The sequence below is a fragment of the Brevundimonas sp. genome (assembly GCF_036399195.1).
In the GTDB taxonomy this organism is placed as follows: domain Bacteria; phylum Pseudomonadota; class Alphaproteobacteria; order Caulobacterales; family Caulobacteraceae; genus Brevundimonas.
This window is the reverse complement of record NZ_DASWNO010000065.1, coordinates 1-20,140: the sequence shown is the minus strand read 5'-3', so window position 1 is coordinate 20,140 and position 20,140 is coordinate 1. Positions and strand designations below refer to the sequence as shown.

Below are 20,140 nucleotides of genomic sequence, written 5' to 3'. Positions count from 1 at the left end.
TCGACGGGTCGATCCGCGACACCGAAATCCAGCACGTTCAGTTCGCCGGAGCCCCAGCGGTTGGAGACCGGCAGGCGGAATCGGCGGGGCGGGGAGAGCCGGGTCGCATCCATCACGGGCAGATAGTCGGTCGGCCGGAGTCGCGCCAGTTCACCCGAGGGAAGGTCAGGCGCAGGCCGGGCAGCGGCCGTGGGCCTCGATGGTGGTGCGGGCGATGACATAGCCGGCCTCGCGCGCGGCGCGGCCCAGATCGTCCGTGACCGGCGCGGACACCTCGCGCGTGGACCCGCAGCAGTCGCAGATCAGGAAGGCGGCGGCATGATCGGCGGCGCCAGAGGTGCAGGCGACATAGGCGCTGATCGAGGCGATGCGGTGGGCGAGGCCCTTGCGCTCGAGGAACTCCAGCGCGCGATAGACCGTGGGAGGCTTGGCCGGCTGGCCGTCCTCGCCGAAGCGCGCGATCAGGTCGTAGGCCTTGACCGGCTCGCCGGCGGCCAGCAGCAACTCCAGCACGCGCAGCCGCGCCGCGGTCATCCGCTCGCCCGCGGCCGTCAGCCGGACGTCGGCGTCCTGCATCGCCCGCGCCACCTCGGCGTAGCCGGGCGGCCCGTCGGCGTGGTGGTGACCGCAGGATTCGCTCATCGGGCAGAGCTAAGCCCTCGCCGTCGCCGCCGCAACCAAGCGGCTTGACGCACTGTGATGTTATCTCATAACAGAAGCGCATCTCGTAGTGGATCTCCGCATGACCCTGACCCTCGTTTCCCGCGCCGCGCTCCTGACCACGCTGAGCCTTACGTCGCTGACTGGCGCGGCGGCGGCGCAAGCCCAGACTTCCACGGCACAGGCTCCCGCCGGTCAGGCTCCGGCGGCCACGCTCGCGGACGTCATCGTCACCGGCGCGCCCTTCGGGGTCACCGACCGCGCCAGTCTGCTGGCGGTCGATGTGCTGGATGAGGAGGATCTGGCCGTCGCGCCGTCGGTCACCCTCGGCGATCTGGTCAGCGGCCTGCCCGGCGTGCGCAGCACCAGCTTCGCGCCGGGCGCCAGTCGCCCAGTGATCCGCGGCCTCGCGGGTCCGCGCGTGCAGGTGCTCACCAACGGCCTAGGCATGATCGACGCCAGTTCGGTGTCCCCCGACCACCAGGTCGCGGTCGATCCGGCGGAGGCGCGGCGCATCGAGATCGTGCGCGGTCCCTCCACCCTGGTGTTCGGCGGCTCCGCCATCGGCGGCGTGGTCAACATCATCGACGACCGGATTCCCGAGGAACGGCCGGAGGGCGTGGACGGCCACGTCTCGGCCCAGCATTCGACGGTCGACGACGGGACCAGCCTGGGCGCGCGGCTGAAGGTCAACGCCGGTCCGCTGGTCCTGACGCTGGACGGGTTCACCCGCGACGCCTCCGACTACGCCGTGCCGGTCTTCCCGGAGTCGCAGCGCCTGCTCGAAGCCGAGGGCGAGGCGGCGGGCGAGGAGCGGACGGTCGAGAATACATTCGTGCGGCTGGACCAGTACGGCGCGGGCGTCAGCTGGATCGGGTCGCGCGGCTATTTCGGAGCCTCGGTCAAGCAGGTGGACACCACCTACGGCGTACCGGGCCATGGTCATGAGCACGCGGAGGAAGAGGAGGAGGAGGCGCACGGCGCGGAGGCGGTCTCCATCGGCCTTGAGCAGACCCGTTACGACGTTCGCGGCGAGCTGCGGTTCGACGCGGGCCCGTTCAGCTCGGCGCGGCTGTCGGCGGGGTACGCCGACTATCAGCACACCGAATTCGAGGGCGACGAGATCGGCACGCAGTTTTTCTCTCACGGCTATGAGGCCCGGTTCGAACTGATCCAGCGCGAGCGCAACGGCTGGCAGGGCGTGGTCGGGGTGCAGGCTCTGGACCGCACCTTCGACGCCATCGGCGACGAAGCCTATGTGCCGCGCACTGAAATCGCCGAGCAGGGCTTCTACACCGTCCAGCGGTTCGACCGCGGCGCCGTCGGCTTCGAGGGCGGGCTGCGGGTCGACAAACGCGAGCTGGAGAGCGCCGCCGCCGGCCGCGACTTCACCAATGTCTCGGCGTCCGCCGGCCTGTTCGCCCGGCCGACGAAAGAGCTGTTCGTGGGGCTGAGCGTCGCGCGCAACGAGCGGGCGCCGAGCGAGGTCGAATTGTTCGCCGAGGGGGCGCACGTCGCGACCGGCGCGTTCGAGGTGGGCGATGTCGATCTCGACAGCGAGGTGGCGACCTCGATCGAGGCCACCGCCCACTTCGCCAGGGGGCCGCTGGAGATCGACCTGCACGCCTATTACGCCAGCTATGACGGCTTCATCGATCTGCGCCCCACGGGGCTGGACGACGCCGGTTCGGAGCTGCCGATCTTCCGCTACGTCCAGACCGGCGCCAGTTTCCGCGGCTTCGAGCTGGAGGGCCAGTACGACCTGTGGGCCTCTGGCGATCGCACCCTGGCGCTCAAGGGCGCCGCCGACTGGGTGCGGGCCGAAACCGACCTCGGCCCGGCGGCGCGTATCCCGCCGTGGTCGGCGACGGTTGGTCTGGAGTACAGCTCGCGCCTGTTCGATGCGGGGCTGGAGGTGCGCCGGGTGGGCGAGCAGGAGCGTGTGGCGGAGTTCGAGCTGCCGACCGAAGGCTATACGCTGGTGAACCTGCGCGCCGCGGTGCGGCCCTTCGCCGACCGGAACGTCACGGTGTTCGCGGAGGCGCGCAACCTGACCGACGAGGAGGCGCGCGAACACGTCAGTTTCCTGAAGGATATCGCACCGATGCCGGGGCGAAATCTGCGGGTCGGCGTGACTTACCGCTTCTGAGCCGGCGCTTGCAGCAGAGCGGTTTGCGGCTCCGGGGCGAACAGGGTAGAAGCGCCGCCTTCCTTTCTCTCAGAGCTCCAGCGCGTCCATGACCGACACCACAGCCGCCTCGCCCCTGTCCGGCAACGTCCTTTTGTACGTGAACCCGGAGCCTCTGTCGGCCGACCTGCACGGCGCCCTCGGCGCGGACCCCGTAGACAAGCCCTACGGCTTCGTCGCCCAGACGAACCTCGTGCCGGTGATGGTCACCGAATTCGCACCGGCGGCGCTGTCCTATCCGGTGATCTTCATCGGCGACAACAAGCAACCCGTCGCGGTCATGGCCCTGCGCGGCGGCGAGAACCTGTTCGTCAGCGAAGACGGCGAGTTCCGCCCGGAGGCTTACATACCCGCCTATGTGCGCCGCTATCCGTTCGTCTTCGCCAACGACGAAGTGCAGCAGCGCATGATCCTGTGCGTCGACCGCGCCGCGCCCTTCCTGCGCGAAGGCGGCGCCACGCCCCTGTTCGTCGACGGCAAACCCTCGCCCTACGTCGAGCAGGCCATGGAGTTCTGCAATAATTTCGAGCAGGAGCGTCAGCGCACCGAATCCTTTCTTGCCTTGATCAAGGAGCTGGACCTGCTGGACACGCGCGAAGCCCTGTTCACGCCGCGCAATCCCGACGGCACCCCCGGCGCCCCCCAGAAGATCGCCGAGTATTTCGCGGTCTCGGAAGACAAGCTGAAGGCCCTTCCGGCCGAGAAGCTGGCCGAGCTGCGCGACAACGGCGCCCTGGGCCAGATCTACGCCCATCTGGTGTCGCTGCTGGGCTGGGATCGCCTGATCGCGATGACCTTCCTGCGCGCCGCGGCTGCGCAGCCGGCGGCGGGGAACGCCTGAGACGAGGGATTAGGGATTAGGGATGAGGGATTAGGGATTGGCCCCTGTCCCTAGTCCCTAGTCCCTAGTCCCTACCTCCGCGCCAACAGCGCCCGCGTCAGGCACGAGAAGACCAGCCGGCCGGCTTCGTCGAGCAGATCGTGCTGGGCGATGACGATCCCCTTGTCGTCGCCGACCGGGTCCTTGCCCATGATGGTGACGCGCCCGCGCATCAGCTCGCCGGCCGGGGGATTGCGCATGTAGCGCAGGCCGTCGACGGCCAGCACCTTCGACTGGGCCCAGCCCGAGGACTTGTCGGCGAACAGCCGGCTCCACAGGGCGTAGACCATGGCGTCGGGCGCCCCGTACGAGGCGTCCCATCCGGGCGAGAACCGCTCAATGAAGACGTCGAGCGCGCCGGCGTCCACCATGCAGGCGCCGAGAGAGATCACCTCGCCCACGCCCAGGTCTTCGAAATGGACGTGCAGCGGTTCGGTCATCTGTGAGGTCCTGTCAGCCCGCGGGTTCTTCGGAGACGCGGACCAGCAGCTTGCCGTCATGGTCGCCGGTGAACAAGCGGTTGAGCGAGTCCACCGCGCCCTCCAGCCCGTCGTCTACGTGGACCTTCCATTTCACCCGGCCGTCGGCGAGCCAGGGGCCCATCTCGGCCACCATCTCGCGGCCCCTGTGGGCGTAGTCGAGCACGAGGAAGCCCTGGATGTTCAGCCGGTGCGTGATGATGCGCGCGAAGTTGGGCGAGGGCGGCATGCGGGTGGCGTTGTAGGCCGAGATCAGGCCGCAGACGGCCATGCGGCCGTGGGTCTTCAGCCGGTTGTAGACGGCGATCATGATGTCGCCGCCGACGTTCTCGAAGTTGAGGTCGATCCCGTCCGGAGCCAGCCGGTCCAGCGCCTCGCCGACGTCCTCATTCTTGTAGTCGACGGCGGCGTCGAAGCCGAGCTCCTCGGTCAGCCAGCGGCATTTGTCAGGGCCGCCGGCGATGCCGATGACCCGTGCGCCGCGCGCCTTGGCCACCTGACCGGCGATTGAGCCGACGGCGCCCGCCGCAGCCGAGATCACCAGCGTCTCACCGGGCTGGACCTTCAGGACGTCGGTGACCCCGAAATAGGCGGTCATGCCGGTCATGCCGAGGACGCTGAGGTTGGCGGTCAGGGGCATGCCGGGGGCGCGGTGGACAGGGCGGAGCTCCATCTCGTTGACGACGACGTAGTCTGACCAGCCGCCGGAGAGGGGCGTGACGACATCGCCGGCCTTGAAGCGGCTGGAGCGGCTTTCCTCGACCACGCCCAGCGTCAGGCCGCGCATGACGCCGCCCAGCGGCACCGGCGGCAAATAGCCCTCGGCGTCGTTCATCCATGTGCGGTTGGTGGGGTCCAGCGACAGATAGACGGTGCGGACCAGCACCTGGGACTCGTTCAGGGCCGGCAGGGGCGCCTCGACCAGTTCCAGGTCGCCCGGCTGGATCAGGCCCTTGGGACGTTGACGCAGCACCCACTGACGATTGACGCGAGCCATGGCGGTTTCCTCTCTGGCGATGCAGGTTTTCTTTCTGGACCCGCATAGTGACGAGGCGGAGCCGCCTGTCCAGCGCGGGAAAAGAAAAAGGCGGACCCGGAGGTCCGCCTTGAAGTCGCATCATCGAGAATGAGGCGCGGAGGCGACAGACCGGCTTTCGCCGGTCTCAAGTCGGGGGGGCGTCGCCGCCTCCGCAGACCGATAACGGAGGTCGCTTCGATCGGTTCCGACGAAAAAGGCGAGAAATGCGGGCCATCGGGAGAGAGCGGAACGGCCGAGCCTGACAGGACGTTATCAGCCCGACCCCCAGCCCGCGACGGAGCCCACCGATGTCCCACCAGTCCCCTCACGACAAGGCTACCGACGCGGTGCACGAGGGCCGCCCGGTCGAGGCGCAGTATGTACGTGGGGGCCGCGGCGGAAAGCGGATTCTGCTGGTGCTGGTCGGGGGACTGGCGCTGGTGGCGATCTGTTTCGCCCTGATCTACGCCTTCTCCGCAGGTCCGCTGGCGAGCACCAATTCCAATGACGGCGATCAGGTCGTTGATTCCCGCGCCTTCAGCAACGACGATCGCTCCACCGCGGCCCCCGCGCCCGCTCCGGCCGCCGACGCGCCGACGACCCCCGAGGGCGAGCCGACCAACCCGCCGACCGGAGAGGCCCCCAACGTCAACGCCCCGACCGTTTCGGCCCAGCCCTCGAACGTGCAGTAACCGTCGCCCACGGCGGTACAAAAAAGCCCCGGTCGTGAGACCGGGGCTTTTCCGTGTGTGCGACGGCGTCTCGCCGTCAGGCGGCGACCTTCTGGCGCGAGGGGTGGAAGAACAGGGCCTGGCTGATGGCGGCCTTCACCGTCTCGGGCTGGAACGGCTTGGTGATCAGGAAGGTCGGCTCCGGACGCTCTCCGGTCAGCAGCCGCTCGGGGAAGGCGGTGATGAAGATCACCGGCACGTCGATCCGCTTGAGGATGTCCTTCACCGCGTCGATGCCGGACGAGCCGTCGGCCAGCTGGATGTCGGCCAGGACCAGACCCGGGCGGTGGCGGGCGACGGCGTCGACGGCCTCGTCATGGGTGGTGGCGGTGCCGGTGACGCGGTGACCCAGCTCCTTCACCAGGCTTTCGATGTCGGCCGAAATGATGGCTTCGTCCTCGATGATCAGGACGTCGGTGGCCAGTTCGGCGTCGATGTCCGACTGTGCCTCGGAGATCAGGCGTTCGACGTCGAAGGCGTCGGCGTCGAGGATCTGCGCCGCTTCCGACGGCGTGAACCCTTCCAGCGCCGTCAGCAGGAAGGCCTGCCGCGAACGGGGGGCGATGCGCATCAGACGGCGTGAGGCGTCGTCGCTGCGGCCTTCAAGCCCGCTCTTGTCTTCCAGCTGGGCCCCGGTGGTGGCCCAGATGGCGTGGAACACATGGTAGAGGGCGACGCGCGGCGTCATGTCGGCCGGAAGCTGCCGCTCGCCGGCGGCCAGGGCCTCGAGCGCGACCCGCACATAGTTGTCGCCGGTCGTCTGATCACCGGTCAGCGCGCGCGCATAGCGACGGACGTACGGCAGGTGCGGCGCAAGGCGGGCCAGCAAACTCATGTAGAATAATCCCCGACAGAAAACGGTCCGCAGAAGCGGAACCTTGGCAAGTCCGGTCAACGTACCAAATGAGCCACGGTTCCGGCCGACGGATCAAGCTTGAGCATTAATCCGCGGTAACCTAGGAACCGGCCCCGAGGCGTGGCGTTTGGCCTCTCGCAACAAGCATCGTCAGGGTGGCGGCCGTTTATTCAATGACAGATAATTCGAACCCACCGGGCAAGGGCCCGCCCAAGGGCGGCGCCAGCCTGGAGGAAGCGCGTCTGCGCCAGCAGGCCATCGGCGTGAAACTGAGGCACATGTTCGACGAGGTCGTGAACGAGCAGGTTCCGGACGAGTTCCTGGAGATCCTGCGCCGGGCCGACGAGCGTTCGTCGGGCGGGAGCGGCGCATGAGTGGGGCGCAACAGTCCCCGCCCAAGCCCCCTTCAGCAGACGACAACGCCTTCAAGAGGGAACTGGTCGCGCTGATCCCGCATCTGCGGGCGTTCGCGCGCACCCTGACCGGCGATCCGACGGCAGCCGACGATCTGGCGCAGGACGCCATGATGAAGGCGTGGGACGCGCGCGCCAGCTATCAGATGGGCACGAACATGAAGGCCTGGACCTTCATGATCCTGCGCAACCAGTTCTATTCCGAGAAGCGCCGGTCATGGCGCCAGTCGCAACTGGATCAGGAGGCCGCCGAGCGCACCCTCGTGGCCGTGGACGATCCGGAATCACCGGTGGCGCTGGATGAGCTGCGGCTCGCTCTGGCCACCCTGCCGGAGGAGCAGCGGGAAGCCCTGATCCTCGTCGGCGCCGGCGGCTTCGCCTATGAAGAGGCCGCGGAAATCTGCCAGTGCGCCGTCGGAACGGTGAAGAGCCGTGTGTCCCGGGCGCGCAAGGCCCTGCAGGCGACGCTGGAGCGCGGCGGCTACGCCCGTGACGGACGCGCCGCGGGCGACGCGATGCGTTCCATTCTCGCCGCCGCCGACCGCCTGAGCAGCGTCCGGCAGGACTGACGGGTGGTCCGGTTCGGACGAGCGCTGTCCAAGGGCGTGGGTCGGGGGCTGCGCCCGTCACGATTCCATGGCATTCGGTTTCGGCTGGGCTCGGCGATGGCCATCGCTCTGCTGCCGGTCCTCGTGCTGGGGGCCATACAGGCGCAGGCTGATTTCCGGACGCAGGATGTGGAGCGGCGGCAGGACCTGCAGCTCGCCGCCGAACGCTCGGCGTCCACCGCCAAGGCCCAGCTGGACAGCACCGGCGTCCTGCTTCAGGCGCTGCGCCCTGAGCAGCTTGAGGTCTATTGCGAGCCGCGGCTCACAGACCTGGTGCGGCGGCTGGACAATCTCGACGGGCTCGCCCGCGTTGCCGCCAACGGCCAGACGGTCTGCGCCTCACGCGGCCTGACCGAGGCCGGCCCGCCATGGATGGCGGGCGCCGCGTCGAGCGAGTGGTTCCTGCGCCTGCGGTCGGGCGAAGGCGTGGTGTTGGCGCGGGCGTCGGCCGCGTCGGGCCAAGCCCCCGGCCTGATCGTCGCGATCCGCCTCGAACGTCCGCTCGGCGCTTTCGACGGAGCCATGGTCGCCGTCATTCCCCTGTCCAGCCTGCAGCCGGACGTCGACGATCCCGGCTTGCCCCAGGGCTCGGAGGCCGCGCTGACCGATGGCGAGGGGCGGCTGCTGACCGTCACGGACGCCGCCGCCTTCACCCTGTCGGGGCCGCAGAGCCTGACCGGGTGGGTCGGCCGCGCCCGATCCGGAGCCTCGGCCATCTTCGAAGCCCATGACGCAAACGGCCGACAGCGCGTCTATGCGGGCGCGGCTCTGGCTGGCCGGGACGTCTATGCGCTGCTGTCCGCCCCGGCCCCTGGGCTGCTGTCGTGGGCGCGGCTGAACCCGGTCGGCGCGCTGTTCATGCCGATCCTCGCCTGGTTCATCGCCTTCGGCGCGGCCATTCTCGTCAGCGAGCGCATCATCGTCCGCTGGCTCGACTATCTGGAGCGGGTCGCCTCCATCTACGCCAAGGGCCGGTTCACGGTGCGGCCCGTGCAGGCCATGAACGCCCCGGCCGAGATCAGGGTGCTGGCGCGGACGCTGGACGAACTGGCGGAGTCCATCGCCACCCGCGACGCCGCCCTGACCGCGTCGCTGGCCGAGAAGGACGCGCTGATGCGGGAGATTCACCACCGGGTGAAGAACAACCTGCAGATCATCTCGTCCCTGCTGTCGATGCAGCAGCGGGCGCTGACCGATCCCGCGTCCAAGGCCGCCGTGGGCGACACCCGGCAGAGGATTTCGGCCCTCGCCCTAATCTATCGCACCCTCTACCAGAGCGACGACCTGCGCTATGCGGACGCCCGCATCTTCCTGAACGATCTCGTCGGCCAGCTGGTGGCCAGCGAGGCCGGCAGAGGGACGACGGTGACCTCGTCCGTCGACGCCGACTCGCTCGTGGTCGATCCGGACAAGCTGGCCCCGCTCGCGCTGTGGCTGGTCGAGGCCGTCACCAATGCGCAGAAGCACGCCTTCGCCGGAAGAGGCGGCGACCTGAAGGTTCGCTTCAAGGTTCAGGGGGACGTCAGCGTTCTGGAGGTGCAGGACGACGGCCCGGGCGTCAGCGACACCTTCCGGGCCGGCGTCGGTCGGACCCTGATGGGCGCGTTCGCCAAACAGCTGAGGGGAGCGGTCGAGGTGACCCCCGCTCCGGGCGGCGGAACGATCGCCCGCCTGACGTTCGCGACGCCCGAGGCGGTCGTGCCGACAGACCCCGACGACCTTGGAACCCGTACGGCGCCGCAGCGTTGATTGCCCAGACGCCACCACCCGGACGTCAAGGAGTTCGTCTGATGCGCAAGATTTTCGTTCTGTTCGCCGCCGCCGCCGCCCTCACCACCGCCGCCTGCAACACGGTCGCGGGTGTGGCCGAAGACGGTCAGGCCGTGGGCCGCGCCGTTGAAAACTGCGCTGAAGGCCGCGCCTGCTAAGCTGGTTTCCGACCAGCCGACCCGTTCCCGACCGCGCTTCCCCCCCGACACGCGGATCGGTTGAAGAGGGCCCGCCGGCATCCCCCCGCCGGCGGGCCTTCATTTGTTTGACGCCTGCTTCCCCTTGCTCCGCTGACGCGGCGCGCTAGCATCCCGTCCAGGCGCCCCCAGAGGCGCGGACGCGGGCGGGGAAAAACATGACGGACACGGCGGACGCCAAGACGGGCCCCGGGCTCAGGACGGTCGTCACGGCCTCGGCCGCGGGCACGGCGTTCGAGTGGTACGACTTCTTCGTCTTCGGCTCGCTGACCACCATCATCGCCCGCCACTTCTTCGCCGACGCGGGAGAGACGGTCGCCTACATCCTCGCCCTGCTGACCTTCGGCCTCGGCTTCGTGGTCCGGCCGCTCGGCGCGCTGGTGTTCGGCTGGTTCGGGGACCGGACCGGGCGCAAGAAGACCTTCCTCGTCACCATCACCCTGATGGGGCTGGCGACCGTGGCGATCGGCCTGCTGCCCGACTACGGCCAGATCGGGCTGGCCGCGCCGATCCTGCTGCTGATCATGCGCGTGCTGCAGGGCTTCGCCCTCGGCGGCGAATACGGCGGGGCGGCCATCTATGTGGCCGAGCACTCGCCGCCGAAGAGGCGCGGCCTGCTGACCGGCTGGATCCAGACGACCGCCGCCATGGGTCTGATCGGCGCCCTGGCGGTGATCCTGATCACCCGCGCCATCGTTGGGACCGAGGCCTTCGACGAATGGGGCTGGCGCATCCCCTTCCTGCTGTCGGCCCTGCTGCTGGCGGTGTCGCTGTGGATCCGGCTGAAGCTCCACGAGAGCCCGGCCTACCAGCAGATGGAGGCCGAGGCGGCGGACGACGACCACCGCGCGCCGTACAAGGAAGCCTTCTTCCGGTGGGGCAACGGGCGGTTCGTCCTGATCGCCCTGTTCGGCATCATGATCGCCCAGGGCGCGGTCTGGTACTGCGGCTATTTCTACACCCGGTTCTTCATGGAGCGGGTGCTGAAGATCGACACCAACACGGTCGACCAGCTGGTGCTGGCCGTCACCATCGCGTCGGCTGGATTGTACGTCTTCTTCGGCTGGCTGTCAGACCGGCTGGGCCGCAAACCGGTGATGCTGTTCGGGATGATCCTGGCGCTGGTCGCATTCTTCCCCGGCTTCCACGCCCTGACCAAGGCGGCGAACCCCGCGCTGGCCGAGGCGCAGGCCGCGGCGCCCGTGACGGTGGTCGCCGACCCGGCGACCTGCGCTCTTCAGTTCGACCCGATCGGCAAGGCCGCCTTCGCCAGCTCCTGCGACATCGCCAAGAGCGTGCTGTCGAACGCGGGCGTGTCCTACAGCAACGCCGAGGCGATCGCCGGCTCTCCGGCCACGGTTCGCATCGGCGCGACCGAGGTGGCTTCAGTCGAGGGAACGGGCATGGCCCCCGCCGATCTGAAGGCGGCGCGCGCCGACGTCGAGACCCGCATCAAGGCGGCGCTGGCCGCAGCCGGCTACCCGGCCATGGCCGATCCCGCGCGGATCAACATGCCGCTGGTGTTCGGCATCCTGATGATCTTCATGGTCGCGGCCACGGCCCTGTACGGGCCGCAAGCTGCCGCGTTGGTCGAGTTGTTCCCCACGCGCGTGCGCTACACGGCGATGAGCCTGCCGTACAACATCGGCACCGGGTGGGTCGGGGGGCTGCTGCCGGCGGCCAGCTTCGCCCTCGTCGCCGCGTCCGGGAACATCTATTTCGGCCTGTGGTATTCGGTGGCCTTCACGCTCGTGGCGGTGATCGTCAGCCTGATCTGGCTGCCCGAGACCAAGGGTCGCGACCTGCATACGATCGAGACCTGACGCGTTCCTCCAGCCGACCCCTCCCCAAGGACGCCGGACATGACCACAGCCGCCCGAGACGCCGGACTGAAGCTTCTGCGCCAACACGCCCTGATCGGGGGAGAGGCTGTCACCTCGGCCGAGCGCATCGCCGTCGACGACCCGGCGACGGGCGAGATCGTCGGCCACGTCCCGAATCTCGGCGCGGCGGAAACCGAACGCGCCATCGCCGCGGCGGTGGAGGCGTTCCCCGGCTGGTCGCGGTCGGACCCGCACAAACGCGCCGCCTTCCTGCGCGAGTGGGCCCGGCTGATCGACCAGAACATGGACGGGCTCGGCGCCCTGATGGCGATCGAGAACGGAAAGCCGTTCGAGGAGGCCAAGGGCGAGGTCGCCTACGCCAACAGCTTCCTCAAATGGTTCGCCGGCGAGGCCGAGCGGCTGATCGGCGAGACGCAGGACAGCCCGTTGGGGCACGTGATCCTGACCTTCCGCGAGGCGGTCGGCCCTTGCGCCCTGATCACGCCGTGGAACTTCCCCGCCGCCATGCTGACGCGCAAGCTGGGCCCCGCCTTCGCCGCCGGCTGCACGGCGGTGGTCAAGCCGGCCAGCCAGACGCCGTTCACCGCCATCGCCCTGGCCGAGCTGGCCTACGCCGCCGGCCTGCCGAGGGGCGTGCTGAGCGTCGTCACCGGTGACGCGGCGACCATCGGCGGCGTGCTGACCGCCTCGCCCGCGATCCGCAAGCTCAGCTTCACGGGCTCGACCCCGGTGGGCCGCAAGCTGGCGGAGCAGTGCGCGCCGACGCTGAAGCGGGTGTCAATGGAGCTGGGCGGGGCCGCGCCGCTGATCGTCTTCGCGGACGCCGACCTCGACCTCGCCGTGGCCGAAACCATCAAGGGCAAGTTCCGTAACTCGGGCCAGACCTGCGTGTGCCCCAACCGGGTCTATGTCGAGGCGTCGGTGGCGCGGACCTTCGCCGACAAGCTGGCCGCCGAAGTGGCGAAGATCCCCGTCGGCCCGGCCTTCGAGGCGGGGGTCAAGGTCGGTCCGCTGATCGAGGACAAGGCTGTGGCCAAGGTCGAGGATCACCTGGCGCGGGTTCAGGCGTCCGGCGGCGAGGTTCTGACCGGCGGGGCCCGCCATGCGCTGGGCGGCCGCTTCTTCCAGCCGACGGTGACCTTCGGCGGCGACGACGCCCTGTTCCGCCGCGAGGAGACGTTCGGGCCCCTGATCCCGGTGTTCGCCTTCGACAGCGAGGACGAGGTGCTCGGCAAGGCCAACGACAGCGAGTTCGGCCTCGCCTCCTACGTCTTCACCCGCGACCTCGAGCGCGCCATGCGAATGGGGCGGCGGATCGAGGCGGGGATGTGCGGGATCAACACCGGCCTGATCTCAACGGCCGTGGCCCCGTTCGGCGGCGTCAAGTCGAGCGGATACGGGCGCGAGGGATCGATCCACGGCGTCGATGAGTACGTCGACATCAAACAGGTGACGCTGGCGCTGAAGTGAGGCGGCTGAAGCCCCTGCTCTGGCCGGCCGCCGTTCTGACCGTCGGTCTGGTGGCGGGCTGGGGCGCCGAGACGGCGGTGGCGCGGTTCGAGAACTATTCGCTTTACGGCCTGGCGCGTCCGGTCGCGGATCTGCTGCTGATCATTGGCGGGGTGTGGCTGGTCGCGGCCATGGCGCGGCTGATGATCAATGCCGTTCGGGGTCGGCGCTGAGCCTGGCTCAGGCTTCGGCGGCGGCTTTCCAGCCCTCGGCCACAGCATCGACGGCCTGGCGGAAGCGGGCGCGGTTGCGGTCGAAGAACATCTCGCCACGCAGGCCCGAGAATATGAAGCCGTTGGCGGCGATGCAGGCGTTCGGCTCGTCCAGCGGCTGGATTTCGAAATAACGCACCGAGTTGAACCACAGGCCGCGCTTCTCGGCCCACACCAGCTGCGAATAGGGCTGCCAATCGCCGACGCGGGCCGATGCGGCGCGGTCCGGCAGGCCTTCGATCCGTTCCGTCAGGGTGATTTCGCCGCCGAAGGCGATCGCGCCGCCCAGGTCGGACTCGATGGGATTCCACCGGCCCCAGCCGGGCAGGTCGGCGATCAGCTCCCAGATGCGCTCGGGCGTGGCGCGGACGCCGATGCGGCGTTCGATGCGGGCGATTTCCATGAGTTCGATCTGGCACGGGTTTGGGACGGGGAGAAGGCCGCCGCTCAACGATTCCCTTCGGGCCCCGGTTGCGAGGCGGGCGGCGTTTCGGGCGAGGGGCTCTCGTCGCGGTCGGGCAGGTCCGGCGGCCCCTGCCGCAGGCGGGCGCTGATGAAGCACAGGGCGACCGCGGCCGCCAGCAGCACGGCGTTGGCGATGAAGGGCGCGGGCTCGGCCAGCTCGTACAGGGCGACCCCGACGACGGGCGGGCCGAGGAAGCTGAGGCCCGCCAGCGACATCATCAGCCCGGCCACGGCGCCCTGCTCATGGGCGCCGACCGACAGCGAAGAGCCGGCGGTGAATCCGGGGCGGGCGAAGCCGACCCCCATGGACACGACAGCGTAGCCGACCACGATGCCGTAATAGCCTGGCGCCGCGATGGTCAGGACATTGCCCGCCAGCGCCAGGCCGGCGCCCCAGCGCATCAGGTCGCGCGGCTGCAGCTTCAGCATCGGGATCAGGCCCCACTGCGCGAGCAGGGTCGCGATGGCTCCGGCCATCATGGCCAGACTGATGAACCCCGGCGTATCCCGCGCCGCCGTACCCGAGGCGCCCAACTCGTCGATGACGTGGAAGCCGAGCACCGAGATGTTGACCGCCTGCGCGCCGGTGACCAGCAGGCCGTAGAGCAGATAGTCGCGGACCCGGGGATCCTTCCACAGACCCTTGCCGGCGGCGTCCTGGCGCCCGCTGGACGAGGGGGTGCGGACGACTTCGCCGCTGGGCAGCCAGCGCCAGACCACGAACAGGACGACCGCCCCGCACAGGGCGTAGGCGTACATCGGGCCCGCCAGACCGACGAGCGGCAGGATGAAGACGGGCGCGAGAGTCGGCCCGATGACCGTGCCCAGCCCCTGGGCCGAGGCCAGCATCGACATCGCCTGCGTCCGCTGCTCGGGCGAGGTGCGGTCGGCCACATAAGCCTGGGATGCGATTGGCGCGGCCGATCCGAACACGCCGTAGATGGTGCGGGCGACCGCCATGAAGGTGAAGGCGACGAGGATCGGCAACCAGCCCTCGAGCCCGGAGGTTGTCGCCAGGCCAAAGCCGGTCATGGACAGGACGAAGCCGGTCAGGCCGATCAGGATGACGCGCTTGCGGCCGAGCGTGTCGGACAGCCGCGCCCAGTAGGGCGAGGTCAGGGTCCACATCAGGGCCGAGATGGCGAAGGCGGCGGACACCAGGGTGTCGCGCAGGCCGAACTCGCGGCCGATATTCGGCAGCACCGACTGCAGCGCCATATTGCCCGCCGCCGCGATCAGGCTGACGGCGAACAGGATGGCGAAGGCGGGTGATCTCAGGTTCACGGAGCGACCCTAACCGCCGCTCGCGGCGAGGTCACCCGTCTGCGAGCGCGACCGGCTCCGGCCCCGGGATCGCGCCTTCGTCGAGCCCAAGCCGGGCCTTGACCTCGCGCAGGTCCGCGCCGCGGGGGACGATCAGCAGGGCCTCCGGCCGGGCGGCGTTGAAGGCGACCACCGCGTTCTTCGGGCAGACGTCGAAACATCCGGTCTCGATCACGGCCAGATCGGCCTTGCGGCCCTTGCCCGCGTTCAGATCCTTGCGCAGCGCCTTCCTCAGCGAGCGGTCGCCGTCGGGGCCGAAGCCGCCGCCGTCCAGCTTCTTCGAGCATTTGCGGCAGACCAGCACGACGTCGCGCCAGCGGGTCTTCGCGGTCTTGATGGCCATGGGGGTCAGATCGGCGGCGCCGCCCCCTTGCGCAAGGCCGCCCCGTCCGCGCACGGTGACGCATCAACTCAGGGGCCGCCATGCGCATCCGCCGTTCCATCGCCGCCGCCGTCGGCTCCCTGCTGCTCTGCGCCGAACCGGCGCTGGCCCAGACGGTTCCGCTGGAGCGGATCGAGGCGGCGGTGGACGCCGGCGGCGCGCGGGTCGTGGCCTGGCGCCGTGATCTGCACGCCAATCCGGAGCTGGGCTTCTCCGAGACTCGCACCGCCGCCGTGGTCGCCGACCACCTGCGCGCGCTGGGGATGGAGGTCCGCACCGGCGTCGGCAAGACAGGGGTGGTCGGGATCCTGCGCGGCGGCCGTCCGGGCCGGACCGTGGCGCTTCGGGCCGACATGGACGCCCTGCCGGTGCTGGAGGCGACGGGCCTGCCGTTCGCCTCGACCGCCACCGGAACCTATCAGGGCAATACGGTTCCGGTGGCTCACGCGTGCGGCCACGACGCCCACGTCGCCATGCTGATGGGCGCGGCCGAGGTGCTGGCGGGCCTGAAGGCGGACCTCGCCGGTACGGTGGTGTTCATCTTCCAGCCGGCGGAGGAGGGCGCGCCTCCGGGCGAGCCCAAGGGGGGCGCCGCCCTGATGCTGGAGGAGGGCGCGCTGGACAACCCGAAGCCGGACGCCATCTTCGGCCTGCACGTCGTGCCGGGCCGTCCGGGGACGATCTTCTACCGGCCGCAGGGCTTCATGGCGGCGTCGGACCGGGTCGACATCGTGCTGCACGGCCGCCAGACGCACGGCGCCTGGCCGTGGAAGGGCGTGGACGTGATCGCCGTCGCCGCCCAGATCGTCCAGACGGTCAACACCCTGACGGCGCGCACCATCGATCCGACGACCACGCCGACGGTCTTCACCATCGCCACCATCGACGCGGGCGTGCGCTACAACATCATCCCGGAGGAGGCGACGCTGTCGGGGACGCTGCGGACCTTCGACATCGCCCAGCGCGACGATCTGGTCCGGCGGGCGGGCATCGCGGTGAACAACGTGGCCGAGACCTTCGGCGCGACGGCGGACTTCTCGGTCCGGCAGAACGCGGCGCTGGTCTACAACAACGAGGCGCTGTCGGGCTGGCTGGCCCCGGTGCTTGAAGAGGCGGCGGGCGCCGGCGCCGTCAACCCCGCCGCGCCGCCGACGACGGTGGCCGAGGACTTCAGCTATCTGTCGCAGGCCGTGCCGGGCGTCTTCTACCACCTCGGCGGGTCAAAAGACGGGGTCGATCCGTCCACCTCGCCGCCGAACCATTCGCCCTCCTTCGACGTCAACGAGGCGGTGCTGCCGCTGGGCGTCCGCGCCCACGTGCTGAGCGCCGTGCGTTTCCTGGAGCAGCCGGCGCCCTGAACCGATAACCGTGTTCTGCAACGCTTCTGCAAGGATCTCGGCGCATCCTCCCCTGTCCTTCGAGGGAGGCTGGCGTGAGACAATTGCCGGTTCAACTGCCGCCGGTGCGGCTGGAGCGGCGGGGAAGCCCGCTGCGTGAGAGCTTCTATTTCGTCGTCGCGTTCGCAGCCATGTTCGGCGCGACGCTGCTGGGGATCGACCTGCTGCTGTAGGCCTGTTCCTCTGCGTCCTTCCGGGGCTGGACCGGCGCAGCCGGTCCGGAACCCGGAATCCAGGTGTCCGGCCGCATCGGTCGCCGCGTCGCGCCGCCTGAGTCCAAACCCCGTAGATTCCGGGTTCCGCTTCGCGGCCGCGGAAGGACGAAGAGGAGTCGGGTCAGGCCGAGGCGGCCCCGGAACTCCTGAAATATCCCTCGATCACCTTGCGATAGACCGCCGTCAGCGCCTCCAGCTCGGCGACGGGAACCCGTTCGTCGATCTGGTGCATGGTCTGGCCGACGAGGCCGAGTTCCAGCACCGGGCACATGGCGCGGATGAAGCGAGCGTCGGAGGTGCCGCCGGTGGTGGAGGCCTCGGGGCGGCGGCCGACAGCGAGCTCGACGGCGTCTTGCACCCCCGTGACGAACGGTCCGCGTTCGGTGAGGAAGGCGTTCCCCGAGCACAGGTGCTCCAGCTCGATGCGCAGGCCGCTCTCGGCCTGGGCCTCGCCGGCCACGGCGTTCAGCCAGGCGATCAGGCCGTCGCCGGTATGGCTCGGGTTGAAGCGGATGTTGAGCCGGGCCCGGGCGTCGGCGGGAATGACGTTGGTCGCCGGATTGCCGATGTCGATGGTGGTGATCTCGAGGTTCGAGGGCTGGAAACCCTCATAGCCGTCGTCCAGCCGGTGGTCGGCCAGCCGGGCCAGCAGCCGCGCCATCACCGGGGCCGGGTTGGCGGCGCGGTCGGGATAGGCGACGTGGCCCTGTTTGCCGTGGACGGTGATCCAGCTGTTGAGCGAGCCGCGCCGGCCGATCTTGATCATGTCGCCCAGCGCCTGCTGCGACGACGGCTCGCCGACCACGCAGGCGTCGATGACCTCACCCTCGGCCATCAGGGTCTCGACCACCCGTTTGGTGCCGTGCAGGGCCGGCCCTTCCTCGTCGCCGGTGATCAGGAAGGAGAGGGAGCCGGGCGCATCGGCTTCCGCCAGCACACGGGAGACGGCGGCGATCCAGGCCGCGATCCCGCCCTTCATGTCCACCGCGCCCCGACCGTACAGGACCCCGTCGCGCACCTCGGCCTCGAAGGGCCCCGACGACCACGCCTCGAAGGCGCCGGTGGGCACCACGTCGGTGTGTCCGGCGAAACAGAGGTTGGGAGAGGCGGTCCCACGCCGCGCGTAGAGATTTTCTATTCCTTCGAAGGGCATCCGCCGGCAGTGGAAGCCGAGGCTGGTCAGCACCCGCTCCAGCACGTCCATCGCCCCCTCGTCGGCGGGGGTGACCGAGGGGCGGCGGATCAGGTCGCGGGTCAAGGCGACAGGATCGATAACCGGATGTGATGCGGCGCTCATGGAGCTGTGCTTTACGGGGTTCGAACGCTCGCGAGAAGGCTCCTCCCCATGCCGAAGATCGACATCGACAGCGCGCCGACGGGACACGGCACCGGCTATCCCGAAGCGTTCGCCGGTCCGTGCAAGCCGCGCCGCCGCTGGCGGCTGGGCGACGCCGTCGGGCTGAGCCAGTTCGGGGTCAACCTTCTGCGCCTGCCCGCGGGAGCCTGGTCGAGCCAGCGCCACTGGCACGAGGGCGAGGACGAGTTCGTCTGGGTGCTGGAAGGCGAGGTGGTGCTGGTCGAAGACGAGGGCGAAACGGTGCTGAGGGCCGGCGACTGCGCCGGCTGGAAGGCGGGTGTGCCGAACGGCCACATGCTGCAGAACCGTTCGGACTCAGAGGCCGTTGTGCTCGAAGTCGGGACCCGCACCTCCGGCGGCGACAGCGGCGACTATCCCGACATCGACATGGTGTTCCGAGGCGGCGGGTTCTTCCACAAGGACGGGTTTCCCTACCCCAAGCAAGACCGGCGCAGTTGACCGAAACGATCGAGACCACCGAACCCGTCCAGTCGCCGCCGCCGCCCGAAGGCCCGGCCAGTCCGTGGGCGATCCGGGACTTCCGGCTGCTGTGGGTGGGGCGGGTTGCGGCGGTGCTGGGGATCCAGATCCAGTCGTCGGCCCTGCTGTGGCAGGTCTACGAGATCGCGCGCCGCGACCATCCGATCGAGGAGGCCAGCCTGTATCTGGGGCTGGTGGGCCTGTGCCAGTTCCTGCCCCTCCTGGCCCTAACACTGCCCGCGGGCGCCATGGCCGACCGGCGCGACCGCAAGATCACCGTCACCCTGTCGGTGATGGTGGAGGCCGCCTGCGCGGTCGGCTTCCTGCTGCTGGCGCTACACGGCGACCCGCCGCTGTGGGGGCTGCTGGCGGTGGCGGCGGTGTTCGGCGCCGCGCGGGCCTTCCTCGCCCCGGCCAGCCAGGCCTTCCTGCCGATGGTGGTGGGACGGCGCGCCCTGCCGCCGGCCATCGCGGCCCAGTCTATCGCCTTCCAGACCGGGGCCATCGCGGGACCGGCGCTGGGCGGGGTGATCGTTGGCCTGTCGGTGCCGCTGGCCTACGCCTCGGCCCTGGCCCTGTTCGCGGTCGGCATCGGCAGCCTGCTGCTGATCCGCACCAGCGGACGCCCGGCGCCGTCACCGACGCGGGTGTCGGCGGTGGACCAGGTCAAGGAGGGGCTGGCCTATGTCTGGAACACCAAGATCGTGCTCGGCGCCATCTCGCTGGACCTGATCGTGGTGCTGCTGGCCGGGGTCGCCTTGCTGACCCCGATCTTCGCGCGGGACATCCTGCATGTCGGAGCCGTTGGTTTCGGCCTGCTGCGCGCCTCGTTCGGCGCCGGGGCGCTGCTGGTCGCGCTGTACCTGAGCCGCTTCCCGATCGTGAAGCACGGCGGGCGATGGATGTTCGCCTCGGTCGCGGTGTTCGGCGTCTGCACCTTGACCTTCGGCCTGTCGACCAGCGTCTGGCTGTCGGGCGCGGTGCTGTTCCTCGGCGGCGCGGCGGACATGATCAGCGTCAACATTCGCCAGACCCTGATCCAGCTGTCGACGCCCGATCACATGCGCGGGCGGGTCAGCTCGGTGTCGATGCTGTTCATCGGGGCGTCGAACGAGCTGGGGGAGGCCTATTCAGGGGTCGCGGTGCGCTTCCTCGG

At 69.6% G+C, this 20,140-nt stretch carries 22 protein-coding genes; 14 read left to right on the top strand and 8 right to left on the bottom strand.

Features of this window, described 5'->3' with window-relative positions:
• Window positions 1–165: 165 nt before the first annotated feature.
• The gene (locus VGB60_RS03320; RefSeq protein WP_331036859.1) at window positions 166–642 is read right to left on the bottom strand and encodes a Fur family transcriptional regulator; all 477 of its coding nucleotides are present in this window, start codon (window positions 640–642) and stop codon (window positions 166–168) included.
• Between the two features lie 100 nt (window positions 643–742).
• On the opposite strand from VGB60_RS03320, the gene VGB60_RS03315 reads away from it, so the two are divergent.
• Together VGB60_RS03315 and VGB60_RS03310 are read left to right on the top strand one after the other, a co-directional pair.
• Window positions 743–2,809 carry a TonB-dependent receptor domain-containing protein gene (locus tag VGB60_RS03315; protein ID WP_331036858.1) on the top strand — a complete coding sequence of 689 codons (2,067 nt, stop codon included), beginning with the start codon at window positions 743–745 and terminating at the stop codon, window positions 2,807–2,809.
• Window positions 2,810–2,897: 88 nt separating this feature from the next.
• Window positions 2,898–3,689, top strand: a complete 792-nt coding sequence (locus VGB60_RS03310; RefSeq protein ID WP_331036857.1) for a SapC family protein — start codon at window positions 2,898–2,900, stop codon at window positions 3,687–3,689.
• 71 nt (window positions 3,690–3,760) lie between these two features.
• On the opposite strand, the gene VGB60_RS03305 is transcribed toward VGB60_RS03310, so the two are convergent.
• Window positions 3,761–4,168: an acyl dehydratase gene (locus VGB60_RS03305; protein WP_331036856.1), complete on the bottom strand. Its 408-nt coding sequence runs from the start codon at window positions 4,166–4,168 to the stop codon at window positions 3,761–3,763.
• Window positions 4,169–4,181: 13 nt separating this feature from the next.
• Window positions 4,182–5,204 (bottom strand): NADP-dependent oxidoreductase, encoded by a 1,023-nt coding sequence (locus VGB60_RS03300; RefSeq protein WP_331036855.1) that lies wholly within the window; start codon window positions 5,202–5,204, stop codon window positions 4,182–4,184.
• A gap of 329 nt (window positions 5,205–5,533) precedes the next feature.
• On the opposite strand from VGB60_RS03300, the gene VGB60_RS03295 reads away from it, so the two are divergent.
• Window positions 5,534–5,917 carry a hypothetical protein gene (locus tag VGB60_RS03295; protein ID WP_331036854.1) on the top strand — a complete coding sequence of 128 codons (384 nt, stop codon included), beginning with the start codon at window positions 5,534–5,536 and terminating at the stop codon, window positions 5,915–5,917.
• Between the two features lie 76 nt (window positions 5,918–5,993).
• On the opposite strand, the gene VGB60_RS03290 is transcribed toward VGB60_RS03295, so the two are convergent.
• On the bottom strand, window positions 5,994–6,791 hold the full coding sequence (locus VGB60_RS03290; protein ID WP_331036853.1) for a response regulator: 798 nt from the start codon (window positions 6,789–6,791) through the stop codon (window positions 5,994–5,996).
• A 194-nt stretch (window positions 6,792–6,985) separates the two neighbouring features.
• Between VGB60_RS03290 and VGB60_RS03285 the strand changes: the two genes are divergently transcribed.
• The 7 genes from VGB60_RS03285 (at window position 6,986) to VGB60_RS03255 (ending at window position 13,326) form a co-directional block, all read left to right on the top strand.
• Window positions 6,986–7,186, top strand: coding sequence for a NepR family anti-sigma factor (locus tag VGB60_RS03285; RefSeq protein WP_331036852.1), 201 nt, complete (start codon window positions 6,986–6,988; stop codon window positions 7,184–7,186).
• Entirely contained in the window at window positions 7,183–7,794 is a 612-nt protein-coding gene (locus VGB60_RS03280; RefSeq protein WP_331036851.1) for a sigma-70 family RNA polymerase sigma factor, read from the top strand. The genes VGB60_RS03285 and VGB60_RS03280 overlap by 4 nt, the downstream gene beginning before the upstream one ends.
• Before the next feature lie 96 nt (window positions 7,795–7,890).
• Window positions 7,891–9,582 (top strand): sensor histidine kinase, encoded by a 1,692-nt coding sequence (locus VGB60_RS03275; RefSeq protein ID WP_331036850.1) that lies wholly within the window; start codon window positions 7,891–7,893, stop codon window positions 9,580–9,582.
• A 41-nt stretch (window positions 9,583–9,623) separates the two neighbouring features.
• Window positions 9,624–9,761, top strand: a complete 138-nt coding sequence (locus VGB60_RS03270) for an entericidin EcnA/B family protein (RefSeq protein WP_331036849.1) — start codon at window positions 9,624–9,626, stop codon at window positions 9,759–9,761.
• A gap of 197 nt (window positions 9,762–9,958) precedes the next feature.
• Window positions 9,959–11,623: an MFS transporter gene (locus VGB60_RS03265; protein ID WP_331036848.1), complete on the top strand. Its 1,665-nt coding sequence runs from the start codon at window positions 9,959–9,961 to the stop codon at window positions 11,621–11,623.
• A 39-nt stretch (window positions 11,624–11,662) separates the two neighbouring features.
• Complete coding sequence (locus VGB60_RS03260) at window positions 11,663–13,114, top strand: NAD-dependent succinate-semialdehyde dehydrogenase (RefSeq protein ID WP_331036847.1); 1,452 nt, start codon at window positions 11,663–11,665, stop codon at window positions 13,112–13,114.
• A complete protein-coding gene (locus VGB60_RS03255; protein ID WP_331036846.1) occupies window positions 13,111–13,326 on the top strand; it encodes a hypothetical protein in 216 nt (71 codons plus the stop codon). Before VGB60_RS03260 ends, VGB60_RS03255 begins: the two co-directional genes overlap by 4 nt.
• A 7-nt stretch (window positions 13,327–13,333) precedes the next feature.
• Here VGB60_RS03255 and VGB60_RS03250 read toward each other — a convergent pair whose 3' ends face one another.
• From VGB60_RS03250 to VGB60_RS03240, 3 genes are read right to left on the bottom strand one after another with little or no spacing between them, the layout of a single operon-like run.
• A complete protein-coding gene (locus VGB60_RS03250) occupies window positions 13,334–13,768 on the bottom strand; it encodes an SRPBCC domain-containing protein (RefSeq protein WP_331036845.1) in 435 nt (144 codons plus the stop codon).
• Between the two features lie 44 nt (window positions 13,769–13,812).
• The gene (locus VGB60_RS03245) at window positions 13,813–15,114 is read right to left on the bottom strand and encodes an MFS transporter (RefSeq protein ID WP_331036844.1); all 1,302 of its coding nucleotides are present in this window, start codon (window positions 15,112–15,114) and stop codon (window positions 13,813–13,815) included.
• A 31-nt stretch (window positions 15,115–15,145) separates the two neighbouring features.
• On the bottom strand, window positions 15,146–15,496 hold the full coding sequence (locus VGB60_RS03240; RefSeq protein WP_331036843.1) for a hypothetical protein: 351 nt from the start codon (window positions 15,494–15,496) through the stop codon (window positions 15,146–15,148).
• A gap of 80 nt (window positions 15,497–15,576) precedes the next feature.
• Between VGB60_RS03240 and VGB60_RS03235 the strand changes: the two genes are divergently transcribed.
• The gene (locus VGB60_RS03235) at window positions 15,577–16,893 is read left to right on the top strand and encodes an amidohydrolase (RefSeq protein WP_331036842.1); all 1,317 of its coding nucleotides are present in this window, start codon (window positions 15,577–15,579) and stop codon (window positions 16,891–16,893) included.
• 74 nt (window positions 16,894–16,967) lie between these two features.
• On the top strand, window positions 16,968–17,105 hold the full coding sequence (locus tag VGB60_RS03230; RefSeq protein WP_331036841.1) for a hypothetical protein: 138 nt from the start codon (window positions 16,968–16,970) through the stop codon (window positions 17,103–17,105).
• 163 nt (window positions 17,106–17,268) lie between these two features.
• On the opposite strand, the gene dapE is transcribed toward VGB60_RS03230, so the two are convergent.
• Window positions 17,269–18,444 (bottom strand): succinyl-diaminopimelate desuccinylase, encoded by a 1,176-nt coding sequence (gene dapE / locus VGB60_RS03225; protein WP_331036840.1) that lies wholly within the window; start codon window positions 18,442–18,444, stop codon window positions 17,269–17,271.
• 48 nt (window positions 18,445–18,492) lie between these two features.
• Between dapE and VGB60_RS03220 the strand changes: the two genes are divergently transcribed.
• Both VGB60_RS03220 and VGB60_RS03215 read left to right on the top strand, forming a co-directional pair.
• Window positions 18,493–18,963 carry a cupin domain-containing protein gene (locus VGB60_RS03220; protein WP_331036839.1) on the top strand — a complete coding sequence of 157 codons (471 nt, stop codon included), beginning with the start codon at window positions 18,493–18,495 and terminating at the stop codon, window positions 18,961–18,963.
• Window positions 18,960–20,140, top strand: a 1,181-nt coding sequence (locus VGB60_RS03215) for an MFS transporter (RefSeq protein WP_331036838.1), incomplete at its 3' end; no start/stop codon positions are given. The genes VGB60_RS03220 and VGB60_RS03215, both read left to right, overlap by 4 nt.